This window comes from Mucilaginibacter terrigena (genome assembly GCF_004168255.1).
GTDB lineage: Bacteria > Bacteroidota > Bacteroidia > Sphingobacteriales > Sphingobacteriaceae > Mucilaginibacter > Mucilaginibacter terrigena.
This window is the reverse complement of the sequence record NZ_SEWG01000003.1, coordinates 104,609-127,671: the sequence shown is the minus strand read 5'-3', so window position 1 is coordinate 127,671 and position 23,063 is coordinate 104,609. Positions and strand designations below refer to the sequence as shown.

The window sequence follows — 23,063 nt, the reverse complement described above, 5'->3', positions numbered from 1 at the left end:
AGGCGACATGAAAATGAAACCGGCCGAGTTTATTGCGCTATCAGCATCTACCATGATGCTAACTGCTTTGGGGATCGATATTATGTTACCGGTATTTGGCCAACTCCGGGAGCATTTTGGGCTCCCGCCGCAGTCAACAGCTACAGCGCAGATCATCTCGTTCTTTTTCATGGGCCAGGTCGCCCAGATCATTTTTGGGCCGCTGTCAGATCGTTTTGGGCGGTTGGCTATTCTCAGGATAGGCTTCCCGCTGTATATTATCAGTGGGATAGCCGCGGCCTTTGCCCCAACATTGCCGCTCATGTATGCGGCACGCTTTGTGGCGGGGATAGGCGCTTCAGCCGTATTTATGACCACTATCGCCGGGGTACGCGACCGTTTTGTTGGCGACCAGATGGCCCGTACCATGTCCCTTATTTTTACCATATTCCTCTCTACCCCGGTGTTCGCTCCCTTTTTAGGGATAGCTATATTATCTGTTGCATCATGGCAAATGGTGTTCCTTACGCCACCGTTGTTTGCCGTTATCGTTTTTATATGGTCGTTAAGGCTGGAGGAATCCCTGCCCCGCGATCAGCGTAACTCGCTGCAATTAGCCAGCCTTGTCCAGTCTATCAAAAAAGTGGTTGGCAACCGCACGTTCCTCAGGTACACCGGCATAACTACTGTCCTTTTCACCGCCTTAAGCTCCTACGTAGCCAGTTCCGAGCATATTGTAGGCGAGATCTATGGCAAACCAAAAGCCTTTGCCGCGATATTTGCCGGTATGGGCCTCCTGATGTCGTGCTGTACATTCCTAAACTCTTACTTGTCATCCAGGTTTGGGGCCAGGCGAACCATAAGAGGGCTTCTCTTTGTTTATCTAACAGTAGCCAGCCTGTTACTTTTATTCACTATCCTGGCCGGTAACCCACCGGATATGCTGATCTTTTTCATCGCAATAGCCCTGCTAATGTCGCTTAACCTGGCGGTTGAACCTAACAGTAGCGCCCTGGCTATGGAGCCAATGGGCCATACAGCCGGTATGGCATCTGCTGTTTACGGCACAACCTTCTTTTTTATCGGGTCGGCGTTAGGTTCGGTTATCAGCCACCTGCTGGTAAAAAGTGTATTCCCGCTGGTATTGAGTTATTTTGTGATAGGCATAATAACCGTGCTTTTGGTTTTTAGCGACCGGGCCCCGCGCGACAGATCATCTTCATTAAAAACGTTATAAACCCTCGGCTAAATGTTATTTGACGGCATTTACCCTCATTAAATGCTTATTTAACAGTTAATTACGAAAACGTTTTAGTAAATAAATCTCCCGAAACATTGCAGTTTTATCTTTTAGTTAAATAGTTTTGACTCAACAGTGCCAATCGATATGTGCTGATAGCCAATACTTTCCGGGTGCCGCAAACTGCTCCATCCGGTAAACTACCAATTGTAATTAAACTACATCTATAAACCAATTACTAAACTTTAATTATGAAGAAAACAAACCTTTCTTATTGGGCTTGCTATGCCCTGCTGTTTACAGCCGCGGTAATTTTTACCCAATGCAAAAAATCATTACTGCCCGATGGTGCCCCGGCAAAATCAGGAACAGAAGCGGTGACCGCCCCCCGGTCGGTAACCTCATTTGTGCACCCTGGCGTGATGAATACCGCTGCCAACCTCGACCTGATACGTAACCAGGTTAATGGCGGCGATGCTGCACGCAACGCCTCATATCAAAAGGTTGTTGATTTTATTAACAATAACCCTATGCCCACACAGTTTTATTCTACCGTTTACGTAGGTTCAAACGGGCATACAAGTCCTTCCAAGTCGCAGATCCGTAAGGATGCTATACTGGCCTACGCGCTGGCCCTGCGTTTCGCAAAAACAGGTGACACGCAATGGTCTGATAAGTGTAAGTTCATCCTGAACGGCTGGGCATCCACTTTTCAGAACTACGCGCCTATTGATGCATCCGATAACCCCCATCAATCCGACCTGGAAGCTTCATGGACAACCCCAAGTTTTGTAGCCGCTGCCGAGATCATCAGGTATTACCAGCCAAACGGCGTATCGGCAAACTGGTCGCAGGCGGATATAAACACTTTTAGCAACTACCTTAACAACGTAAAAAACAATTACATTAACCACACTTTTGGTAGTAATGGTTATAATTATAACAACAATTGGAACGTATCTGCCGGTTACGCTAAAATGGCTGTTGGCGTTTTCCTGAACAGCGCCAGTGTTTTTAATGATGGCGAGGCACAGCTAAATATTACCATGCCCAATATGATCCACCCGGACGGCACCATGCCCGAGGAATGCGACCGTACAGATTGTGTGCATTACCAATATTCGTTAACCGGCTTTACCTACGCTGCCGAAGTTGCGGCCATGCAGGGCGATAATTCTTTATACACCGCGCTGTCAAACCGTATTAGCACCGGGTACGATTTCATGTACCGCTCGTTCTTTCAGAACATCAGCTGCGATTATTGCACTACCGGCAGCGCGGTTTATGGCGGCATTGAGGTGGCGTACCATCACTATGGTACTTCAAATATGGGTGCGCTTCGCGATCTGCACGACCCGCTTGGCGCGCCTGCAGATAATACCTTTTTAGGTTTCACCACCTACACACACTATAATTTAGGTGGCGGCACAACTCCTCCGCCAAACAATAACCCACCTATTGGTACAGTAATATCGCTTAAGGGTTTTAATAATAAATACATTAGCGGCGAGAGCGGCACCCAGGCCATGACCTGTACCCACACTACAGCCGGCGACCCGGAACACTTTACCTTACTGGATGCCGGCAACGGCAAGGTTTATCTGCGCAGCATGGGCAAATACGTATCGTCAGAAAATGGCGCGCAGGCTATTACCTGTAACCGCACTACCCCCAGCGATTGGGAAAAATTCACCTGGGGTGTTACCGCCGATGGCAAGATAACGCTACAGGGCAATAACGGTAAGTATATCTCCAGCGAGAACGGCACCCAGGCCATGACATGTACCAGGGCCACCCCGCAAGGCTGGGAATCATTCGGGCTTAACCAATAGGCGCAATTAGTTGATCACTAAAAGGCTGTTATCAGAAATGATACAGCCTTTTTTTGCAAAAAAGCTATCCACTAAAATCGCGGATGGCTTTTGATTAAAAGTGATATTACTTTTTATTTATCAAACTGCCCGGCTGGTAACCACTGCCACGGTACCGAATGCAACATTGAACCTATTATAGCTATTAATGGCTAAACCCTTCTTAAAAAAAATAATTGAGGGGAGGGTAACAAAATTGGCATACAGCTGATATACATGCAGAAACCCTAAAAAACAACATCATGAAAAAGTTATCATTATCAGTTTTAGTATTATCATTTGTAAGTGCATCAGCTTTGGCCCAAAGCGCCGTACAAAAAGGCATAAGCAACAACCCTTCGCCACGTATTTCGATGAATGTAACCGTTGCTAAGCAACAAAATAACGCAAGGCAAACACCAAATACCTCCTTTGGCCAAAAAGTTAATGCCGTAAAACAAACTGCCAACCAGGCAGCAGACGATCACCGCACCTACACAGGCGGGCGCAAACTTGAAACCATCGCGCTTGTTAACGGGCAGCCTATTGGCGGCATTGTTGTTAAAGGCGGCCAAAACCCCAGGCCCAGGTAATTTTACTACTATGGCAGTTATATACAGGATGCCCGGTAATTATATTACCGGGCTTAGTTTTGTAATCACTTAGTGTAACAATCATTATACTTTCGGTCGCATTATTAAATTGTTAAATTGCTTTAACTTGGTATCTTCAAATGTTTTACTGACTAAATTATTGAAATGAATAAATACTTACTAACGGTAACTGCGTTTGCATTGGCTTTAAGCGCTAATGCACAACAAAGCACCTCCTTAACCGCTAAGGATTACGAGCACGCCGAAAGCTTTTTAGGATACAACACCGAGCCCTTTATTGACCGCTCCAGCGTAAGGCCAAACTGGCTGCCCGGCAATAAATTCTGGTACCGGGTTTATACCGCGCAGGGCAGCGAATATGTATTGGTTGACCCGGTTAAAAAAACACGTACCGTTGCCTTTAATGCGCAAAAACTGGCCGACGCTTTATCTGCCGCGGGTGGTAAAAAGTACGATGCCAACAAGCTGCCTTTTCAAAGTATTAAATACACCGCCGATGGAAAATCTATACTATTTTCTGCGGATGCAAAAAAATGGGCTTATAACCCGGCAACCAATCAATTAAGCGCCGATACATCTAAAGCATTGCCCGAAAAAGCTGAAAAGCTTACCGGCCGTGCTGCACGTGGCGGAGGTAATGAAGTGTTATCGCCGGATGGCAAACGCGCCGTGTTTATTAAAGATTACAACCTTTGGGTGCGCGATGTTGCCAGCAGCAAACAAATACAGCTTACTACCGATGGCGCAAAAGACTTTGGCTATGCTACCGATAATGCCGGTTGGACAATGAGCGACAGGCCTATCGTGTCGTGGTCGCCCGATTCTAAGAAGGTTGCCACCTTTCAGCAGGACCAGCGTAAGGCAAGCGATATGTACCTGGTTACCACCAATGTAGGTAAGCCAACGCTTAAAGCATGGAAATACCCGCTGCCCGGCGATAAGGATATTATCACCATCCAAAGGGTTATTGTTGATGTAGATAACGCGAAAGTTGTCCGTTTTAACATCCCGCCCGATCCGCACCGTGCTACGCTTAGCGATGATATATCAAGCAGCGGGAGTTTTGATGATGCCGAGTGGAAAGCCGATGATACCGAGTTCGCCTTCGTATCAACCTCGCGCGATCATAAAAACGAAAAAGTGCGCATTGCCAACGCCGAAACCGGTGCCGTACGCGAGGTGTTTGAAGAAACCGTAAAAACGCAGTTCGAATCTGGCTGGGGCGTTATCAACTGGCGCTATCTGCCTGCCTCAAAAGAGATCATCTGGTTTTCGGAGCGCGATAACTGGGGCCACTTATACCTTTACGATGCCACAACAGGTAAAGTAAAAAACCAGATAACCAAAGGCGATTGGGTTGTAACCAAGTTGCTAAAGGTTGACGAGAAGAACCGGGTGCTGTACTTTGTAGCGGGTGGCCGCGAAGCGGGTAACCCCTATTTTTCGCACCTGTATAAAATCGGTTTTAATGGCAAGGGCTTAACCCTGCTTACACCCGAAGAAGGTAACCATACGGTTATCTTCTCGCCCGATTATAATTATTTTGTCGATAGCTATTCTAAACCGGATGTAGCGCCGGTTACTGTGCTGCGCGATATTAAAGGCAAAATGATAACTATTTTGGAAAAAACAGACGTATCGCGTTTGGTTGCTACAGGTTGGAAACCGCCTGTCCCGGTAAAGCTTAAAGCTCACGATGGTATTACCGATATTTATGGCCTGGTGTTTACACCAACAAAAATGGATGCTAACAAAAAATACCCGGTTATCGATTACATCTATCCCGGTCCGCAGGGTGGCGGTGTAGGCAGCTGGTCGTTTGTTGCATCACGCGGCGATCACCAGGCGCTTGCCGAACTGGGTTTTATAGTAGTAGTGATAGAAGGCACCAGCAACCCGCTCCGTTCAAAAAGTTTTCATGATATGAACTACGGTAACATGGCCGAAAACACCCTTCCCGACCAGATAACAGGCATCAGGCAACTGGCTTCGCAATACCCTATTGATACAACAAAAGTGGGCATCTGGGGGCACTCGGGAGGCGGCTTTGCTACCGCGGCGGCTATGTTCCGTTATCCCGACTTCTTTAAGGTAGGCATCTCAGAATCGGGCAACCACGAGAACCGCAACTACGAAGATGATTGGGCCGAGCGCTATAACGGCCTGGTTGAAAATTCTGACTACGATGCGCAGGCTAATCAAAACTATGCTAAAAACTTAAAAGGTAAGCTAATGCTTGCCCACGGCATGATGGATAACAACGTGCCGCCATACAATACACTGTTGGTAGTTGAGGCATTGGAAAAAGCCAATAAAAGCTTCGACCTGGTGATATTCCCTAATAGCGCGCATGGATATGGCCAGTATTCGGGCTACATGATGCGCCGCCGCTGGGATTATTTTGTAAAGAACCTGTTAGGCGCCGAAGCACCTTACGATTACCAGTTGAAACCACGCACAACCCCACGTTAATGATCCGCGACAAGTACTAAATACCGGCCTGCAATTTTCATTGCAGGCTTTTTTATTTACCGTGTATTAATACTATCCTGTTTATCAAGCTTATCCAAAAAAGCTTCCGCGTTTAAAATATGTCGCTGTTGCTTTTCGGGAGGCATCTTATCAAATATTTTTATAAGCATGCCCAGCCTGGGGTTTTGCAAAAAAAAGTTACGGTGCACATGCATAAACCTCCAGAACAAGCCGTCCCAGGTGTCCTGCCAGTCGCCTTTTGGCCAGTCGCCCATTTTCATCAGGTAGTTGCTGCCGCTTATATAAGGTTTGGTCATCATCAGGCCGCCATCTGCAAATTGTGTCATGCCATATGTATTAGGTACCATTACCCAATCGTAAGCATCAACGTACATTTCCATAAACCATTTGTAAACATCGTGCGGATTAAACTCGCAAAGCAGCATAAAATTTCCTATCACCATCAGTCGCTCAATATGGTGGCTGTAGCCGGTACGCAGCACGCGCTTAATTATCGTATCAACCGGCACTATGCCTGTTTCGCCCTTCCAAAACGATAAAGGGATACGCCGTTTAAAACCCCAGTAATTTTTTGTGCGCTGTTTTACGCCTTCGCGTTGATACACAATATGTATAAACTCGCGCCAGCCCATTACCTGGCGTACAAATCCTTCTAAAGAGTTTAGTGGCGTACCGTTACTGGCAGCAAAATCAAGCGCCTTATCAATTACTTCCTGCGGATTTAACAGGCCGATGTTTAAGAGCGGACTAAGAACCGAATGGTATAAAAAACTCTCTTGCGAAACCATCGCGTCTTCATATACACCAAAATTTTGAAAGCGATGTTCCAGGAAATTATTTAGCCAATGTGCGGCATCATGATGAGTAACCGGGTAAAAACCACCCAAATTACCAAAAGGCGATGCTGTGCTACCATAATTATCGGGGTAGTGCTTATCAACCCATTGCTGTGCTACAGTTACATATTCGTTGGCCTTGGGCACATTCAATAATGGAGGGTTTTGCTTTTTAGGGAATTTCAGCCGGTTTTCGCTATCGTAGGTCCATTTACCACCTATGGGTTTACCATCACTTTCCAATAAAATATTCCGTTGCTTGCGTTGGGCTATGTAAAAGTCGGTCTGGAAATATGTTTTCCTGTTATCAAAAAAATCAGCTACATCATCGGGGCTGTTGAGGAAGTTGGGGGTGCGGTATTTGGCTAAAGCTATGTTGTGTGTAGCACATTGGCTATCCAGGCGCTTCGCCAGCCAATCGTCGGCAACATCACAATAATGAATTTGTTTAACGCCTTGCCCCGCCAAATGGGGTATCAGCCTTCGTATATCACATAACTTGTTGGTTGCTTCTATATATTTTACCTGGATGCCTTTTTTCGACAAGCTATCGGCATAATATTGCATAGATGCACGGTGCAATACCAGCTTTTTTTTATGAAAGATGTATTGGTTAAAGAAGAGGTATTCTTCAACCAGGTAAACCATTCGCTGCTGTTTAATTGCCGGATGGCGCTCAAACAATTGATGCGGAAAAACAAGCGTGACACTATTGGGATGCATGATGAAGGAACAAGGCCTGCGCATGTTTGTTCATGAATATTGATGCACTAATTAAATGATTTGTTTACTATCATGCCAATATTTGGCCGGAACATTATAATTCGGTATTCTTGAAGCTGTATGGAAAAACTAAACCCCGAAGTATTAAAAACCAAACAGCACTTTGAGATCCTTGACGGGTTAAGGGGTGTTGCTGCTTTAGCTGTTGTAGCCTTTCATTTTATGGAAATGGTTTACCTCCCGCCGCAAAATTTCCTTGCCCACGGTTTTTTAGCGGTCGATTTCTTTTTCTGCTTATCAGGTTTTGTTATAGGCTACGCTTATGACGATCGCGTTGGCAAAATAGGGGTGATCGAGTTTTTTAAATCGAGAGGTATCAGGCTGCATCCATTAGTAATATTAGGTTCAATATTAGGATTATTAAGCTTCCTGTTCGACCCCTTTGGCGGCCACCCCGAATTGTACGGCACAGGCAAGATCGTACTGGTATTTTTAAGTTCCATCCTTTTGATACCTTACCCGGTAATTGCCGACCGGGCGTTTAACCTGTTCAGCTTCAACGCCCCTGCATGGTCGTTATTTTGGGAGTATGTGGCCAATATTATTTACGCATTAGTGCTATATAAATTAGTGCGCCGCTGGTTATTGTTATTTACCATTGTATCGGCAGTAGTGCTTTGTATGGTTACCTACCATGCCGGGAATATTATGGGCGGTTGGAGCGGGCCAACATTTTGGGATGGCCTGGCCCGTATCTCTTATTCGTTTTTAGCAGGGTTGCTTATTTATCGTTCCAAATGGATCATTAAAAATAAACTGGGCTTTACCGGGCTTGGCATTATGCTGATATTTGCCTTTTTAATGCCTTTTACCAAATGGAACTGGATTACCGAACCGCTGGTGGTACTGCTTTATTTCCCGCTGATAGTGGCACTGGGTGCCGGGGCCACGCTATCGCCGGGACTAAAAAAACTCTGTAATTTCTCGGGTAATATTTCCTACCCGTTATACATGACGCATTATGCATTTATATGGATGTTTGGTAATTACTATAGCAATCATAAGCCATCAACCCCTCAATTAACTTTAATTATCATAACCGGGATGACCCTGATGGTTGGCTTTGCTTATTTAATTATGGTATATTATGACATCCCGCTTCGTAAGTATTTGACTGATAAACGCAAACAGGCGCTAAAAAAATAAATTACCTGTTCGGGCTGAAATTATATCCCCGGTTTACTTGTTATTCATATCTTGCGGGTAATGGAAGAATATTTTACATTATTTAAAAATTGGGTGATAAGCCTCGGCGAAAAGCACGAGGTTGACCCGCTTATACTGGGCAGCCTTTACCTGGTAAGTAAAGTAAGCTTTTTCTCTTTTTTGGGATGGACGATAAAGAACCTGCGGGCAAAAAAGCCTATTATGATAACGTTGTTATTCGCCTCGCTCAGTTTTAGCATGCCCTACCTTTACCTTATAATAGTAGGCCGCAATATATCTGTTTGGGTGTACCTATGCATTGGCCTGATGTTTATTTACGGCGGCTATTCCATCTGGAAAAAGGTTACCGAAAAACCCGGGCTGGCAGACGTATAAATAATCTAATAAAAAAAGCGCCGACGGCTCTCATTACCGGCGGCGCATATATTAACCAATTTACCAAAAAACTGCTATTTTTTATCCTTTTGCAGGATGCTTAAACGGGCATACAGTTCTGCTATACAGGCTTCATCTAAAAGCCATTTAGGTTTCTGCAGTTCATCGGGCTTTGGTGTCCAGCTATGGCTTATAAGGCCGTAACGGTCGCGCGATGTTTGCCATGCGTAGTTCAGGCTTTTCTCAATTGCGGCTATGTACCGGTAATTGCCGTCAACCTTATATAATGCTTCGTATCCTCGAAACAACACCGTAACAAACCAGGGCAGGTCTATCTGTAAAGCATGGTTATTATTGTGCGGCAAGCCCGAATAATATTTATAACTATCAGCAGCAAGCATTTTGGCCTGTTCCAGGTATTGTTTTTTGCCGGTGAACCGATACAGCATTACAGCCGCTTCCATTAATGACCCTGTGTTGTATGTATAAAATGTCAGGTTTTGTTTACCATCAAGTTTTACATCATTGGCTATAATACCGGTGGCCGGGTCGCGCAGGGTTTTATACATCCAGCTATAAAATTTTTCGCCCTGTTGCAGGTAATATTTATCCTTGCTGCCCTGGTAAATTTTTAGCGCGGTTAGCGTGGCCATACCATTGGTACAGGCAGGTTTTTGGTCATTATGACCCTCCAGCCAGGTTACACCGCCACCAACATCATCATTCCATCCGCTTAAAATAAATTTGAAAACACCTTTAGCGCGCTGCAGGTACACCGGGTTGTTGGTGTTAAAGTACGATTCCATATAATCGATACCTACCAGCCCGTTATCATCGTAATAACGGTCGGCCTTCTCTAACTTTACGGGGTATGCCTGGTAACCTGCCGGTTTGCGCACCGTATCCCGGTATTGCTCAATGCCCATTACCAAACTATCCTGGTACGGTTTGTATTTTGCCTTTAACGCCGGCACTTTCATTAACACATTGGCCGCCGAAAACATGCCCGAAAAAGGCCATAAAAAACTAACTTCTTTTTCCTTAACCCCGCTTCCCTGGAAATAGGTGAGGGTATCCTTATTATTGGAGGGATAATTCTCAGAAAACAGGCCTATCTGCGCAGGCACACGGTAGCGTTTCCAAACATTTAGGTATATGCTTTCGGCACGTTTCCTGTATTCTGCAGACAGGTTTTGCTGCGCGGATGAAACATGCGGGAGTATACCTGAAATGATCAGTATAAGAGCAACAATGCGGATGTGTTTTTGTATCAATGTCATTTGTGTATGTTAATTACCTGTAGTCGGATAACATGGCTTGTGTGCGCTGCATCCATGCCTGGTCTACACCCTCCTGCCTGGTTTCAACATTGCTGCCGTTAAAATTGCAGAAATGGTAATACCCAAGGTTGGTAGTATTACGCAGGTGCGTATTCATGTAATCGATATTTTGCTGCGCATAATCAAGCCAGGCCGTATTACCATCTCTTTGGTATAGTTTTATCATGGCCTGCGAGCCCCATACACACCATGCGGGATTTATACGGCCATCAGTAGTGTTAAAAATGTAAACATGATATGTACTGTTCCAAAGCGTGGTATTCATGCTTCCGCCCAGGTTTTGCGCTTTGGTCACATAGCTATTGTCGGCCATAACTTGCCCGTAAAGCAAAAAGGCTTCAACCATGATCGCATTATCGTAGGTGAACTTTTCGGTGTGTTTGGTACCGCTGCCGGCACCGTCAATTTTCCAGATGTACAGGCCTGTTGGTGTATCATACATATTGTTTACCAGCCAGTTTTTTACAGAAATAGCCCAATCCCGGTAATACGTTTGTCCCGTTATCTGGTAAAGGCGCAAAAACAATTGCAGGGCCAGCCCATTGGTTTGGGTTGGTTTGCTTTCTTTTATCGTATTCCACCAAAAGCCGCCGCCATAAGTGTTATCCCATTGGCCGCTGTTCATCAACCAATTTGCACATGCCTTGGCAGCATTTAGGTAATTGGTTTTGGTTGTGCCGGTAGTTACATCGTACCCATCAAGGTACGCCACTCCCGAAAGGGCGTTATCGTCTGTATACTTATCGCCCGAGGCGCCCGTGCCGTTTACATTGGCTGCTGCATAATAACCACCTGCAGGGTTTGATCCATTCCACATATTGTTCATCCATGCGAAAGTATTATTCATATAGGGCGCGTATGCCGAATTGCCAACTTTCACCATTGCTGCATCAGCATATATCTGGCTAACATTATACCATTCGTAAGCTGTGGTGGTTTGGGTTGTTGTGTTTACCCGGTAACTATTGTAACTGGTAAGCAGGTTACCATATATAAAATTGTGCGTTTCGCCTGCTTTAATGTAATAGGCCGAGCTTGTGCCCTGCGTTTTTAGCTTTTTACCAGCGGTAATGGTTTCGCCAGCAATAGGTTTTGCAGAGGAGGGGGCCTGATCTTTTTTACAGGCGGTAAACGTGATGGCCAGCATTATACATGCCGCCATTAGCTTTGTGAATTGATTAGTTTTCATAATAGATGTTTATATAGGTTTATAGAAATCATTATATAATTCCCCTTCATCTAATCCCACTCCCCTGCTACATAGGCACTACTGTACCGATGGTGGCGGCGTTTTTGTGCCCCAGCTTGTATTTGGCTGGTTGCCCATAATAAAAGTTAATTTTCCGCCTTTCATCAACTCATCGCGGTATAACCAGCAATTATCAAGCGGTGAGCCGTTAAATGTTGCTGATTGGATGTACACGTTGTCTTTAGCATTATTTTTGGTTTCGATAGTAAGTATCTTACCATCGCCCAATGTTATAGTAGCTTTATCAAACAGCGGGCTGCCCAGTTCGATAATAGGCCGCAGATCGGTAAACCCTTTCACATCAAACAGGCCCAAAGCATTCATCACATACCACGAGCCTAATTGCCCCTGGTCTTCGTCCTGCCCATAACCATAGCCATGGATAGGCTCGGTACCGTAAAACTCCTGTCCTATAAGCCTTGTCCATTTTTGGGTTAACCAGGGTTTGCCCGAGAAATTGAACAACCAACTGATATGCAGGTTAGGCTGATTACCATGATTATAAATTGAATTGATGCCCGCAAAAGCGTCGATAGTTTTTCCGCCGCCAAAACCCAGTTTTTCTGATACGGTGAAGATGCTGTCGAGGCGTTTATTAAAGTTATCCTTGCCAATGGCATCTATTAAACCGGCCGGGTTTTGCGGCACATAAAAGGTGTACTGCACTGCGTTACCTTCCTGGAAACCTCTCCAGGGCTGATATGGGTCAAACTTTTCAATAAAATTTCCGTTAGCCCTTTTTGGCTGCATCAATTTATTCTGCGGATTAAAAATATGTCTCCAACCGTTAGAATATTTGATAAAACTATTGTAGTCGTTGATTTTGCCCATCGCTTTTGCCATTTGCGCTGCGGCAAATGCACTGTAGCTATACTCTAAGGTATGCGACCCCGCAAAGTTAGAGCCGGTAGAATCGGTTACGAAATCCCTGCCGGTTTGATCCAGAAAAGGCACGTAGCCATATTGCAGAAATGCTTTGATATCCATTTTACCCGATCCGAAAGCACGGTTCCTGTAATTTAGCTCGTTGCCCTTTACAGCTTCGTAAGCCAGGTTTACATCGTAATTGCGGATACCTACGTTGTATGCGCCTGCCACGGCAAGGCCTACAAAGTTAGTGCCCACGCCCGATACATATTCACTGTTGGCAACACCATCGCCAAACCAGCCTTTATCTTTATAAAGCTGTAGTTGCGTGTTCACAAAACTGCCATACCACTCCGGATATGATAATGACCATAATTGTGTGATGTTCCAGAAACCTCCCCAAATGGCATCGGTGTTTATAAATTCGGCCTTAAGGCTTTTATCTGTTTGTACCGGCAGTTGCCCAGTTAAGCCGCCATGTTTTGGATAAGTGCCGTTAACATCGCTGGCTATACCCCTGCCTAATAAGGCATGGAACAGCCCTGTATAAAATTTGGTTTTGTTTTGCACATCGGCACCTTCAACAGCTATTTTGCCAAGCTGCTGCTCCCAGGTTTCCTGCGCATTCTTTTTTGCCTGTTCAAACGAAACACCTGTAGCTTCGGCAGCAAAATTCGCCTTCGCGTTAGCGGTTGAGGTGTACGATAAGCCGGTTTTTATTTCAATGGTCTCGTTATCGGTAGTATTATAATTAAGCACCAAACCCGCGCCCTTGCCTGCGGCGCTTGTGCTGTTCTGCGTTACCTTATCTCCTACAAAAGAAAAAACACTTGCAGGCTTTTTGCTGATCTCGCCGTAAAAGTACATGTCCACCTTACCTTCGGGGTCGTATATTTTCACATATTTTGGATATGTGCTTACGTAACCCTCAAAGTGGGTATCATCCAGCATTTTTATGTTTGCATTAGTAGTTTCACCACTTTCGCCCTGCTTGTTTCCAATATCAAGGATAATGTGCGATAGTTCGTTCTTAGGGAAGGTATATCGCTGAAAACCCACTCTTTTTGTAGCGGTAAGTTCGGCCGTTATGTTGTAATCGTCAAGCAATACTTTATAATAGCCGGGTTCTGCAACCTGGTTCTTGCGGTCGAATTTTGAGCGGTAGCCGGTGTTTGGGCCTTCCAGATCGCCGGGTTTTACTTTAAGTGTACCAGTAGTTGGCATATAGCTTACACCGCCTACCTGCCATTCGTGAAAGTGTACAAAGCCCTCTATCGAATTTTGACGGGTATCATACCCAACCGCTTCCCAGCCCGATGCATTACCATAGTGCCCGTTTGTGGAGGGAGCCAGTTTTGCCATACCATATGGTACCGCGGCAGGTGTATAAAAAAACCAGCGACTGTGAGCCGTGCCTATATTAGGATCTACGTATTTTGAAACACTTTCGCGCTTAACACTGCACGATGCCAGCAATAGGGCCATTAAAGCAGCACCTGTACCAAACTTAATTTTCATGTAGCAATATTTAATATCGCGGTTACGCCGCAATAGGTTTTTCTTATTTATATTTAGACATCATGGCCTGTATCCTTTGCATCCAGGCCTGGTCAACGCCTTCTACTTCAGGCGAGCGGTCATTCCCTGCAAATCCCGAGAAAAAGTAGTAACCGTGTGTATCCTTATTTCGTGATGCTTTATTTAAAGCATCGATATTATTTTGTGCAAATGTAAGCCACTTTGCATTCTTGTCCTGCTCATACAGGCGTATCATACCCTGCGTTCCCCATCCGCACCATGCGGGGTTTACGCGTGTTTGGCTCGGGTCGGTATTAAATATGTAACCTTTCCAGGCCGAGTTCCATAAAACGGTGTTCATGGCATTACCTATGGCCTGCGCTTTAGCAAGGTAGGTATCATCGTTTATGGCTTTGCCGTATAAAATATCGGCCTCTATCATTATGGCGTTATCGTAGGTAAATTTCTCGGTGTGCTTTGTACCGGCACCGGTACCATCAACCATCCAGATGTATAAACCGGTGGAAGAATCGAACATGTTATTACGCAGCCAGGTGTTCACCTTTGTTGCCCAGTCACGGTAATCCGTTTGGCCGGTTATGGTGTACAGGCGTGCGAAAAGCTGCATGGCAAGCCCGTTTGATTGCGATGGCTTGTTTGGTTTTGATGTGTTCCACCAAAAGCCGCCGCCATAGGTAGTATCCCAAAGGTCGCTGTTTATCAGCCAATCGGCACATGCTTTGGCCTTATCTAAATAAGCTTGTTTATCAGTACCTGTAGTTATATCATACGCTTCCAGGTAAACCATGCCGGTTAGCGCGTTATCATCAACATATTTATCGCCAGCCGCACCTGTTCCGTTTAAATTAACCGATGCGAAATAACCGCCGCGCAGGTCTGCTTTATCCCAAAAGTTTTCCATAAACTTAAAGGTATTGTTCATGTAAGGCAGGGCCGATGCATCGCCGGCAGCCACCAAAGCAGCGTCGGCATAGATCTGACTTGCGTTATACCACTCGAAGCAATTGTTTGAATGGGTGGTTGTATTTGCACGGTAGCTAAAGCTGGAAGTAAGAAAATTACCGGTAACAAAATTATGCGTTTGTTTTGCCAGGTCGAGGTATGAAACTGTAGTTACCGGCGGATTTACCGGTGGTTTTTCCCCGCCGCCCGGGGGCGTAGGTGTAATATTTTTATCCTTACTGCACGATGCCGCCATAATAATTGCGACAGCCATCCACCCAAATAGTACTTTCTTCATAATGATAGATTTATAAAGCACCTGCAGCTAAGCTGCAGGTGCGTAAGTTACAAGCAGCGGTTTAGTTTACCGTTACTTTATGCGTATAAGCATCAGGTTTAAACATTACGTCAACCTTTACATTCTTCTTATCGGCTGATGGATCGAACTTATAAGTGTTGCTCCACTGATCGTTGGTTACCGGCCATACATAAAAGTAAGAAGCCGGTTTGCCTGCCGGCGGGTCGTTGTTGGCATTGCTGCTTCCAATATATTCAAGGCCGGCTGCGGTGTGTACAATAAATTTGTAACGTTCATCGCGCCCCCACGAGAATGGGTAAAACTCAACATCTACACTTGGCGCTTCCCAGGTGCTGTTACCAATATAATTAAGCGTACCAATTTCGGTTCCATAAGCAGACATGTATAAACCTATGGATTGTATCTCCATTGATTTTGAAGTTGCAGATGTAAAATCGAAATTTAAGCGATATGTTTTTTGTCCGCCGCTAACGGTAACCGGGTTGTTACCCTCTTTTATGATGCCGTTATCAATATAATATTGCTTACCGCCATCAGTATTTTTGTCTGTAAGGATATAATCACCTGCTTTTAGTGAGGTATATATCTCGAACACGCCATCTTCGATTTTTTTCAACTGAACTGCTTTGGTTATATCGGTACCCCCTTCGGTTGCAGAACCTGTCAGGTAAAGCTCAGTGGGGTTTTCGGCAAATCCCGCGGGCCTGTCTAACTGTATGGTCCTTGATACCGATGCCAGTTTAGCGTTTGTACCTTTGGAAGCGATAACTGTCCATTTCAATTTACCAGTACTTGATGATGCTACACCTGCTGCCGCCGCAATTTTGTTAAGGTTTTTATGCGTAATGGTGATCTGTGTTTGCGCGCCATTGCCATCAGCCATTGTTTTGTATACCGGCTTACTAAAATCACCCCCTTCTTTATCAAAGGCTATCTCGTACAATATCAGGCCGCCGTTAGCGTCGGTAGCAGCATCCCATTTAAATAAAACGCTTGCATCGCTTGTGGGGTCTAATACCACATCGGTATTATCATCCGGCGAACCCAGGTTGCCCACCGCAGTTAAATTAAGGTCTAACGGCCTTCCCTCCTTTTTACAGGCTGTGATTGAAATTATGCCCAGCAGCACTACGCTGCTTAACCTGATCAAATTTTTCATGTCTATAATTTTTTTAATGTTTATTTGGTGTATCCAGGGTTTTGGCCAAGGTTAGGGTTTAAGTTAACATCGTGCGATGGTATAGCCCACAGGTAATCCCTTTCAGGGTTAAATTTGCGCAGTTGTGTTCTGATGTAACCATTATCGGTGCTTTGGTCTGATGAAAATTTGGCGCCATGCGCATAACCGTTCATCACATCGTCAGCTATTTTCCATCTGCGGATATCATCAACCCTTAAGCCTTCCATGGCTAACTCAACCCTTCTTTCGCGCCTGATGATGTCGGTCATCCCGGCGGCTCCCGGGTAGTTTAGTGCACCGGCATCTGTAAAGCCTGCCCTTTCGCGTAATGCGCCTATGGTTTTATTCCAAACGGATGCATCCATCTGGCCAAGGCTTTGTTTAGCTTCAGCATAATCAAGTAAGATTTCGGCATACCTAAATAAATGCAGGTTATTACCCGAAACAAAGTTTGCCAGCGCGCTTGGATCGAAGTATTTACGCCAGTAATAAGCAGTTGCCGAAGCCGCCTGCGAACCTGCGCTGTATTCGTCTAAACCCGGCTGTACAGGGTCGGTACCTGGTTTTATATAAATGGTTTTTGTACTGTTATTAGGGTTTACCCATACATATTTGTCATAAACAACAGTAGCGGTTAAACGTGGGTCGCGGTTAACATAAGGGTTGCTTTCCACATAGCTCGAACCTGATTCTTTGATGCCTTTGCCATTCAGCATAATATAATCATCAACAAGTTCCTGCGTTGGCGCCATGCTACTTACACGGCCACCAACAGTACGTGGCGCAAAATCCCAAAAGTTTTGCCACGTGCGGTTGGTTGGCACATATTGTAATGACAGGATAACCTCGTTGCTATTTTTGTTAACCGATGGATCGCTAAACAACGCGCTATAGCTTGGGGCTAAACCATAAGTTCCGTAAGTAGCCTGGTTGTTCATTAATTTTTCGCAAACGGCTACCACATCGGCCATACGGTCGCCCTGGTATAATAACACCCTTGCTTCTAAAGCTAAAGCCGCGCCTTTGGTAATACGGCCATTTTCGTTTGCCGGCAACGCATCTTTTGATGGCAGATCGTTAATTACGGCTTCCAATTCATCAAGCACAAATTTAACTACCGCCGCCTTTGGCGAACGCGAGATGGTTTGTGCCTCTTCAGGCGTTCCGTCATGATCGGAAATTGGCACATCGCCATACCATTTGGTAAGGTTAAAATGCTCAAAAGCACGTATAAAACGAGTTTCGGCTATTAACCTGGTTTTGGTAGCTGCAGGCAATGTTTGGTTTTTATCTATGTTAGCTAAAAAAATATTACATGATTTAATAGCTGAGTAATATGCGCTCCAGTCGCTCGCAAACTTAGCTGTAAGCGCTGTTGCATTGCCACTTGCAATAAGGTTTAAATCACCGCTTGGCGAGTAAGCATTATCAGATATGGCTTCGGCGTCAAAATACAGGCCGCTATTGTAGATAAGGCTGTAGTTGTTATACAACGCGTTGTAAACATTAGCATCAATCTGCCAAAAGGTAAGGTCAGAGAACTTGTCTGTTGGTGCAATATCGAGTTTTTTACACCCCGATACTGCAACTACCGCAACAGATACGATCAAAAGCTTTTTTAAAAATTTCATTTCTATATGTTTTAAATTTTATCTGTTTAGAATGTGATATCAAGGCCTGCACCGTAAAACACAGGCAGCGGATATTGCCTAGCACTGTTTGAATACGAACCAAGGCCCAGGTTATTACCAAACTCAGAGGTTTCAGGATCAATAAACCTAAGCTTGCTAAGCGTGGCAAGATTTTGTCCGATTAAAGAAATTCTTAATTTCTCAATGCCCAGGCGTTTGGTTATGCTGTTGGGGAAACTGTACCCAATGTTAACATTCTTTAACCTTACGTATGCAGCGTCGTATTTATACAGGTCAGACCCAGTACGCCAGTTGTTTGTATTTGATGGCGAGCCAATGTTTGCCAATATCGGGTACCGTGCATTTGGGTTGCTTGGCGACCAAATGTCTGTTTGATGCTCGTAAACGGTAGCGCCATAACCGTAGTGGAATGGCTCAACCAACTCGCCGCGCAAGAACTGATCGCGTTTGCCAACACCTTGTATGAACAATGACAGGTCGAAACCCTTGTATGATGCACGATAAGTGAAGCCAAATGTGTAACGTGGGAAGGGGTTACCTAAAACAGTTTTATCCTTTTCATCAATAATACCATCATTGTTGCGGTCTTTAAATTTCAGATCGCCCGGCTGTACACTGTTACCTGCAATTTTAGGAGAGTTATCAATATCCTGCTGGTTTTGGAAAAAGCCATTGGTTTGATAGCCATAGTATTGAGTGATAGGCTCACCAACCCTTCTTAGCAATTGAAATACATCCTGGTTAATGATGTTTTCTGTAGCGTCACCGGTTAATTTTAACAGCTTGTTTTGGTTATCGGCAAGGTTTACACTAAAGCTCTGGCTAAGATCTTTACCGCGTAAGTTGTATGTTAACGATGCTTCCCAACCGGTATTTCTTACTTTAGCTACGTTAAAATCCGGCGAAGCTGCACCAAAGATATAAGGTACATCTGCCCTTGCAGCAAGGATATCGCTCCGGGTTTCTCTGAAATAATCAAAGGTGGCGGTTATTTTATCATTAAATAAACCGGCATCCAAACCAATATTCAATTTGGCTGATTTTTCCCAGGTTATATCACGGTTGGCAATATTTGTGCCTGCACCACCAACTACATTATTGCCAAAACCATAAGCGTTAGGATAATTAAAATAAAGGGTTTGGTATTGGAAATTGTTAACACTTTGATTACCTACAATACCATATGATGCCCTTATTTTAAAGGTGCTTAATGTGTTTTGGATATTTTGCATGAACGATTCCTTCGACACTATCCAGCCTGCACTTACCGACGGGAAGAAACTTGCCCTGTTGCCCGCTGCAAATTTTGATGAAGCATCGTCACGGAACATAGCCTCGAAAAGATACTTGTCCTGATACGAATAGTTTACACGGCCAAATACCGAAAGCAGGCTGTATGAATTTATCCCGATACTATTGGTAGAGTTTTGGGTATCAATTATAGTACCTGTTGTTGGGGTACCCAGGTAAGGGTCGGTTAGTGTTTTTTGTAACTGGAAACCTCTTTGGCTATAGTTTTCGCTTGATACACCTACCTGTACTTTAAAATAATGGTCGGTTATCTTTTTGCTGTATTCGCCATAAAGTTTGGTGTTTAACAGCAAGGATTTGCTGTTACCATCTAATACCGAAAGGTCGTTACCGTAAACACCGGCAGGTAAATAATCAACCTGTGTCCTTCTGAAAAAGGTACCGTTATTTTGTGCAGTACCACCAAATTCGGCGTTTAATTTTAAATCCTTGGTAATGCTTAGCTGCCCGTTAAAAGCACCAAATATCTCATCATTATCTGCCTGGTTATAACCGCCTTTTTCCAATACACCATATTCGTTGTATTGTGAGGCTACAGGATTGGTTAAGTAGTTCCCGTTCTCGTCCTGCCAGTTGTAATTGTGCGGTACGCGGTTGGCATCGGCAAAAATATTGTTATTGCCAACGCTGTTGGTTTTATTACGTGTTTTAGTATAATTAAGGATAATATTAGACCTGAATATACCTATTAGCGAGGTTTGATTTAAACGCAGGTTATATTTTTGATAACCAAAATCGGCACCTGTACCACCATTACCAATTAAGTTACTACCCTGGTTTTGGTAGCCCGCAGATATGCGGTATGAGCTATTATCGCTACCACCGGATATACTTATGTTGTGCGATTGCTGAGGTGCCTGTTTTAATAGATGCTCTACGTCCCAGGTACCGTTACCTGCGTCTTTAAGCGCCTGGATCTGGTCGGGCGTATAGGCAGCCGGCAAACCGGAGTTTATTAGCGACTGGTTTTTGTAGTAGGCATTGTCCCACGCATCAACCTTATGTACCAATACCCTTGCATCCTGTAAGCCAAAGCTGCCGCTGTAGCTGATGCTTTGTTTTGAATTAAATTTACCTGCCTTAGTGGTTACCAGGATCACCCCGTTTGCAGCACGCGAACCATATATAGCTGCCGAGCCTGCATCTTTTAATATAGATACGCTTTCGATATCATTAGGGTTAAGGGTATTTAAATTACCGCCAATTATACCATCAATAACAACCAGCGGGTTATTATCGCCCAGCGTACCCACACCGCGTATATTTACGGTTACGTCGCTGCCGGGGTCTAAAGTGCTTTGCTGTATAATTAAGTTTGGCGATTCGCCCTGTAAAGCCTGGTAAGTGTTTAATACCGGCTTATTTTCGATGTTTTTAGAGCTGATGGTACCCACCGCACCGGTAAGGTTTATCCTTTTTTGCGTTCCGTAACCTACAACCACCACTTCGTTAAGGTTGGTATTGTCGGCTTTTAAACTAACATTTATCTCTGTTTTACCAGCTATCGCAACATCCTGTTTTACAAAACCAATAAACGAAAAGGTAAGTTTGGCGTTTGCATAGCTATCGGGTACATTTAGCTTATACCGGCCATTTACATCGGTAACTGTGCCTATAGTAGTACCTGCAATGCTTACATTAACACCGGGCAAGGGCTGGTTGGTATCATCCAATACCCTACCGGTTACGGCTATATCAAAAGCATTTTTATTATAGGCATGGCTTGCAGCCGTAGCGGTAGCATTAGCAGCGCTGCAATTGAGGGCAGCAACGCCAAATAGCCCTGCAACCAGCACCTTGCTGTAAAGCCGCTTTAATTTTTTTAATTTGTGTAATAGTTTTAATCTCATAATCGGTTGATTTTAGTTTATTTTGGGGTTTGTTTATTTGTTTAGGCGCAGCACATCCTTTATGCCTTGCCTTTATAGGTTTCCTTCCAGTAATTCTCAATATTTTCCAGCGAGCGGCCTTTGGTTTCGGGTATCAGTTTCCAGGTTATCCACAAGGCAGGCGAACAGCACAGCGCGAACAGCCAGAACGTCCATGACGAGCCCAGGCCTTCCAGCATAACGGGGGTTAGCTGGCCAACCAAAAAGTTGCCTACCCATAATGATAGCGTTGCCAGTGCCATAGCCTTACCCCTGATGGCATTGGGGAAGATCTCGCCAACAACTACCCAGCAAACCGGGCCGAATGAAAAGGCGAAACAGGCAATAAACGCGAGTATAAAAATGAGGATCCACGGGCCGGATGTTACACCCAGGGCGAATAACGCGCCTATAATAACAAGCGATACCACGGCACCGCCAACGCCTGCAAAAAGCAATGGTTTACGCCCCCACTTATCAATAGTGAAAATGGCAACAAATGTGAACACCACATTCACCAAACCAATGGTAACCTGCCCGCCAAGGGCGTTGTTCAGTGTAAAGCCGGCTTGCTCTAAAATTCTTGGGCCATAATATATTACCGCGTTTATGCCGCACACTTGCGATAGGAAGGGCAACAATAGGCCAATCCACAGCGCTTTACGGTAAACGGGTTTAAACAGTTCGGTAAGAGATTCGCTATCATTGTCGTCCTGTTCTTTAAAAGCTTTTATCTCGTGGGCTGCTGCGTCGCTGCCATCAATTTTTATTAAAACGGCTTCGGCTTTTTGCTCTTGCCCTTTTAACAACAGCCACCTTGGCGATTCTGGAACCATAAACAGGCATATTAAAAATATAGCTGCAGGCAGGGCACCCAAGCCAAGCATTCCCCGCCAAACCTGGGCCGAAAAAATTGTTTGCATGCCGCCAGAATAAGTATCGCCGGTATGGTTAGCCAAATAAGCGTTTGAAAAATAGGCAAGCACAATACCAATGGTTAAAGCCAATTGGTATAGCGACACCATCATTCCGCGGTAGCGCGACGGCGAAAACTCTGAAATGTATAATGGCGATACCATTGAAGCCACACCAATACCCAGGCCGCCTATTAACCGGAAAATAATAAGAACCGTGAATGAATTTGAAAGCATGCAACCCAGCGCCGATGCCAAAAACAGCACCGCCGATAAGATCAATACTATTTTGCGCCCATATTTATCGCTCAGTTTGCCCGAAAAGCTTACACCTATAATGCAGCCAAGCAGGGCACAGCTTACAAACCAGCCTTCGCTAACAGCACTAAGGCTAAAATCATTTTTTACCAGGCTAACTGTACCGGAAATAACCGCCGTATCAAACCCGAATAAAAACCCTCCAAGTGCAGCCACCAGGCATACCAGGTACAGGTAGGTGCTGCTCTTCTTCACTTCAATATGGTTTATTGTATTGCTCATCTTTG

General features: G+C 44.8%; 15 protein-coding genes. 6 read left to right on the top strand and 9 right to left on the bottom strand.

The window, feature by feature from the left end; all coding sequences use genetic code 11:
- Positions 1-7 precede the first annotated feature (7 nt).
- From EWM62_RS07720 to EWM62_RS07705, 4 genes are all read left to right on the top strand, one after another.
- Positions 8-1,216 (top strand): MFS transporter, encoded by a 1,209-nt coding sequence (locus EWM62_RS07720; RefSeq protein WP_129876094.1) that lies wholly within the window; start codon positions 8-10, stop codon positions 1,214-1,216.
- A 254-nt stretch (positions 1,217-1,470) separates the two neighbouring features.
- On the top strand, positions 1,471-3,051 hold the full coding sequence (locus EWM62_RS07715; protein ID WP_203235006.1) for an alginate lyase family protein: 1,581 nt from the start codon (positions 1,471-1,473) through the stop codon (positions 3,049-3,051).
- Positions 3,052-3,332: 281 nt separating this feature from the next.
- The gene (locus EWM62_RS07710; protein ID WP_129876093.1) at positions 3,333-3,662 is read left to right on the top strand and encodes a hypothetical protein; all 330 of its coding nucleotides are present in this window, start codon (positions 3,333-3,335) and stop codon (positions 3,660-3,662) included.
- A gap of 165 nt (positions 3,663-3,827) precedes the next feature.
- Entirely contained in the window at positions 3,828-6,155 is a 2,328-nt protein-coding gene (locus EWM62_RS07705; RefSeq protein WP_129876092.1) for a S9 family peptidase, read from the top strand.
- 56 nt (positions 6,156-6,211) lie between these two features.
- Here EWM62_RS07705 and EWM62_RS07700 read toward each other — a convergent pair whose 3' ends face one another.
- The gene (locus tag EWM62_RS07700; protein WP_203235005.1) at positions 6,212-7,759 is read right to left on the bottom strand and encodes a cryptochrome/photolyase family protein; all 1,548 of its coding nucleotides are present in this window, start codon (positions 7,757-7,759) and stop codon (positions 6,212-6,214) included.
- A gap of 96 nt (positions 7,760-7,855) precedes the next feature.
- Between EWM62_RS07700 and EWM62_RS07695 the strand changes: the two genes are divergently transcribed.
- Together EWM62_RS07695 and EWM62_RS07690 are read left to right on the top strand one after the other, a co-directional pair.
- On the top strand, positions 7,856-8,941 hold the full coding sequence (locus EWM62_RS07695; protein ID WP_129876090.1) for an acyltransferase family protein: 1,086 nt from the start codon (positions 7,856-7,858) through the stop codon (positions 8,939-8,941).
- A gap of 60 nt (positions 8,942-9,001) precedes the next feature.
- Complete coding sequence (locus EWM62_RS07690; protein ID WP_129876089.1) at positions 9,002-9,337, top strand: hypothetical protein; 336 nt, start codon at positions 9,002-9,004, stop codon at positions 9,335-9,337.
- A gap of 74 nt (positions 9,338-9,411) precedes the next feature.
- Here the strand turns inward: EWM62_RS07690 and EWM62_RS07685 are convergent, their stop codons facing one another.
- The 8 genes from EWM62_RS07685 to EWM62_RS07650 form a co-directional block, all read right to left on the bottom strand.
- Positions 9,412-10,617, bottom strand: a complete 1,206-nt coding sequence (locus EWM62_RS07685; protein ID WP_129876088.1) for a glycoside hydrolase family 76 protein — start codon at positions 10,615-10,617, stop codon at positions 9,412-9,414.
- A gap of 13 nt (positions 10,618-10,630) precedes the next feature.
- Entirely contained in the window at positions 10,631-11,866 is a 1,236-nt protein-coding gene (locus EWM62_RS07680; RefSeq protein ID WP_238989306.1) for a glycoside hydrolase family 76 protein, read from the bottom strand.
- 78 nt (positions 11,867-11,944) lie between these two features.
- The gene (locus EWM62_RS07675; protein WP_129876087.1) at positions 11,945-14,311 is read right to left on the bottom strand and encodes a GH92 family glycosyl hydrolase; all 2,367 of its coding nucleotides are present in this window, start codon (positions 14,309-14,311) and stop codon (positions 11,945-11,947) included.
- Between the two features lie 43 nt (positions 14,312-14,354).
- Positions 14,355-15,572 carry a glycoside hydrolase family 76 protein gene (locus tag EWM62_RS07670; RefSeq protein ID WP_238989305.1) on the bottom strand — a complete coding sequence of 406 codons (1,218 nt, stop codon included), beginning with the start codon at positions 15,570-15,572 and terminating at the stop codon, positions 14,355-14,357.
- A 61-nt stretch (positions 15,573-15,633) separates the two neighbouring features.
- Positions 15,634-16,752: a SusE domain-containing protein gene (locus EWM62_RS07665; protein ID WP_129876086.1), complete on the bottom strand. Its 1,119-nt coding sequence runs from the start codon at positions 16,750-16,752 to the stop codon at positions 15,634-15,636.
- A gap of 20 nt (positions 16,753-16,772) precedes the next feature.
- The gene (locus EWM62_RS07660; protein ID WP_129876085.1) at positions 16,773-18,404 is read right to left on the bottom strand and encodes a RagB/SusD family nutrient uptake outer membrane protein; all 1,632 of its coding nucleotides are present in this window, start codon (positions 18,402-18,404) and stop codon (positions 16,773-16,775) included.
- A 26-nt stretch (positions 18,405-18,430) separates the two neighbouring features.
- Positions 18,431-21,586 (bottom strand): SusC/RagA family TonB-linked outer membrane protein, encoded by a 3,156-nt coding sequence (locus tag EWM62_RS07655; protein ID WP_129876084.1) that lies wholly within the window; start codon positions 21,584-21,586, stop codon positions 18,431-18,433.
- A 59-nt stretch (positions 21,587-21,645) separates the two neighbouring features.
- Positions 21,646-23,058, bottom strand: a complete 1,413-nt coding sequence (locus EWM62_RS07650) for a sugar porter family MFS transporter (protein WP_129876083.1) — start codon at positions 23,056-23,058, stop codon at positions 21,646-21,648.
- Positions 23,059-23,063 lie beyond the last annotated feature (5 nt).

Excerpts from the sequence above, each read along its gene's own strand:
- EWM62_RS07720 (WP_129876094.1), top strand. The coding sequence starts at position 8 with ATGAAAATGAAACCGGCCGAGTTTATTGCGCTATCAGCATCTACCATG.
- EWM62_RS07715 (WP_203235006.1), top strand. The coding sequence starts at position 1,471 with ATGAAGAAAACAAACCTTTCTTATTGGGCTTGCTATGCCCTGCTGTTT.
- EWM62_RS07710 (WP_129876093.1), top strand. The coding sequence starts at position 3,333 with ATGAAAAAGTTATCATTATCAGTTTTAGTATTATCATTTGTAAGTGCA.
- EWM62_RS07705 (WP_129876092.1), top strand. The coding sequence starts at position 3,828 with ATGAATAAATACTTACTAACGGTAACTGCGTTTGCATTGGCTTTAAGC.
- EWM62_RS07700 (WP_203235005.1), bottom strand. The coding sequence starts at position 7,759 with ATGCGCAGGCCTTGTTCCTTCATCATGCATCCCAATAGTGTCACGCTT.
- EWM62_RS07695 (WP_129876090.1), top strand. The coding sequence starts at position 7,856 with ATGGAAAAACTAAACCCCGAAGTATTAAAAACCAAACAGCACTTTGAG.
- EWM62_RS07690 (WP_129876089.1), top strand. The coding sequence starts at position 9,002 with ATGGAAGAATATTTTACATTATTTAAAAATTGGGTGATAAGCCTCGGC.
- EWM62_RS07685 (WP_129876088.1), bottom strand. The coding sequence starts at position 10,617 with ATGACATTGATACAAAAACACATCCGCATTGTTGCTCTTATACTGATC.
- EWM62_RS07680 (WP_238989306.1), bottom strand. The coding sequence starts at position 11,866 with ATGAAAACTAATCAATTCACAAAGCTAATGGCGGCATGTATAATGCTG.
- EWM62_RS07675 (WP_129876087.1), bottom strand. The coding sequence starts at position 14,311 with ATGAAAATTAAGTTTGGTACAGGTGCTGCTTTAATGGCCCTATTGCTG.
- EWM62_RS07670 (WP_238989305.1), bottom strand. The coding sequence starts at position 15,572 with ATGAAGAAAGTACTATTTGGGTGGATGGCTGTCGCAATTATTATGGCG.
- EWM62_RS07665 (WP_129876086.1), bottom strand. The coding sequence starts at position 16,752 with ATGAAAAATTTGATCAGGTTAAGCAGCGTAGTGCTGCTGGGCATAATT.
- EWM62_RS07660 (WP_129876085.1), bottom strand. The coding sequence starts at position 18,404 with ATGAAATTTTTAAAAAAGCTTTTGATCGTATCTGTTGCGGTAGTTGCA.
- EWM62_RS07655 (WP_129876084.1), bottom strand. The coding sequence starts at position 21,586 with ATGAGATTAAAACTATTACACAAATTAAAAAAATTAAAGCGGCTTTAC.
- EWM62_RS07650 (WP_129876083.1), bottom strand. The coding sequence starts at position 23,058 with ATGAGCAATACAATAAACCATATTGAAGTGAAGAAGAGCAGCACCTAC.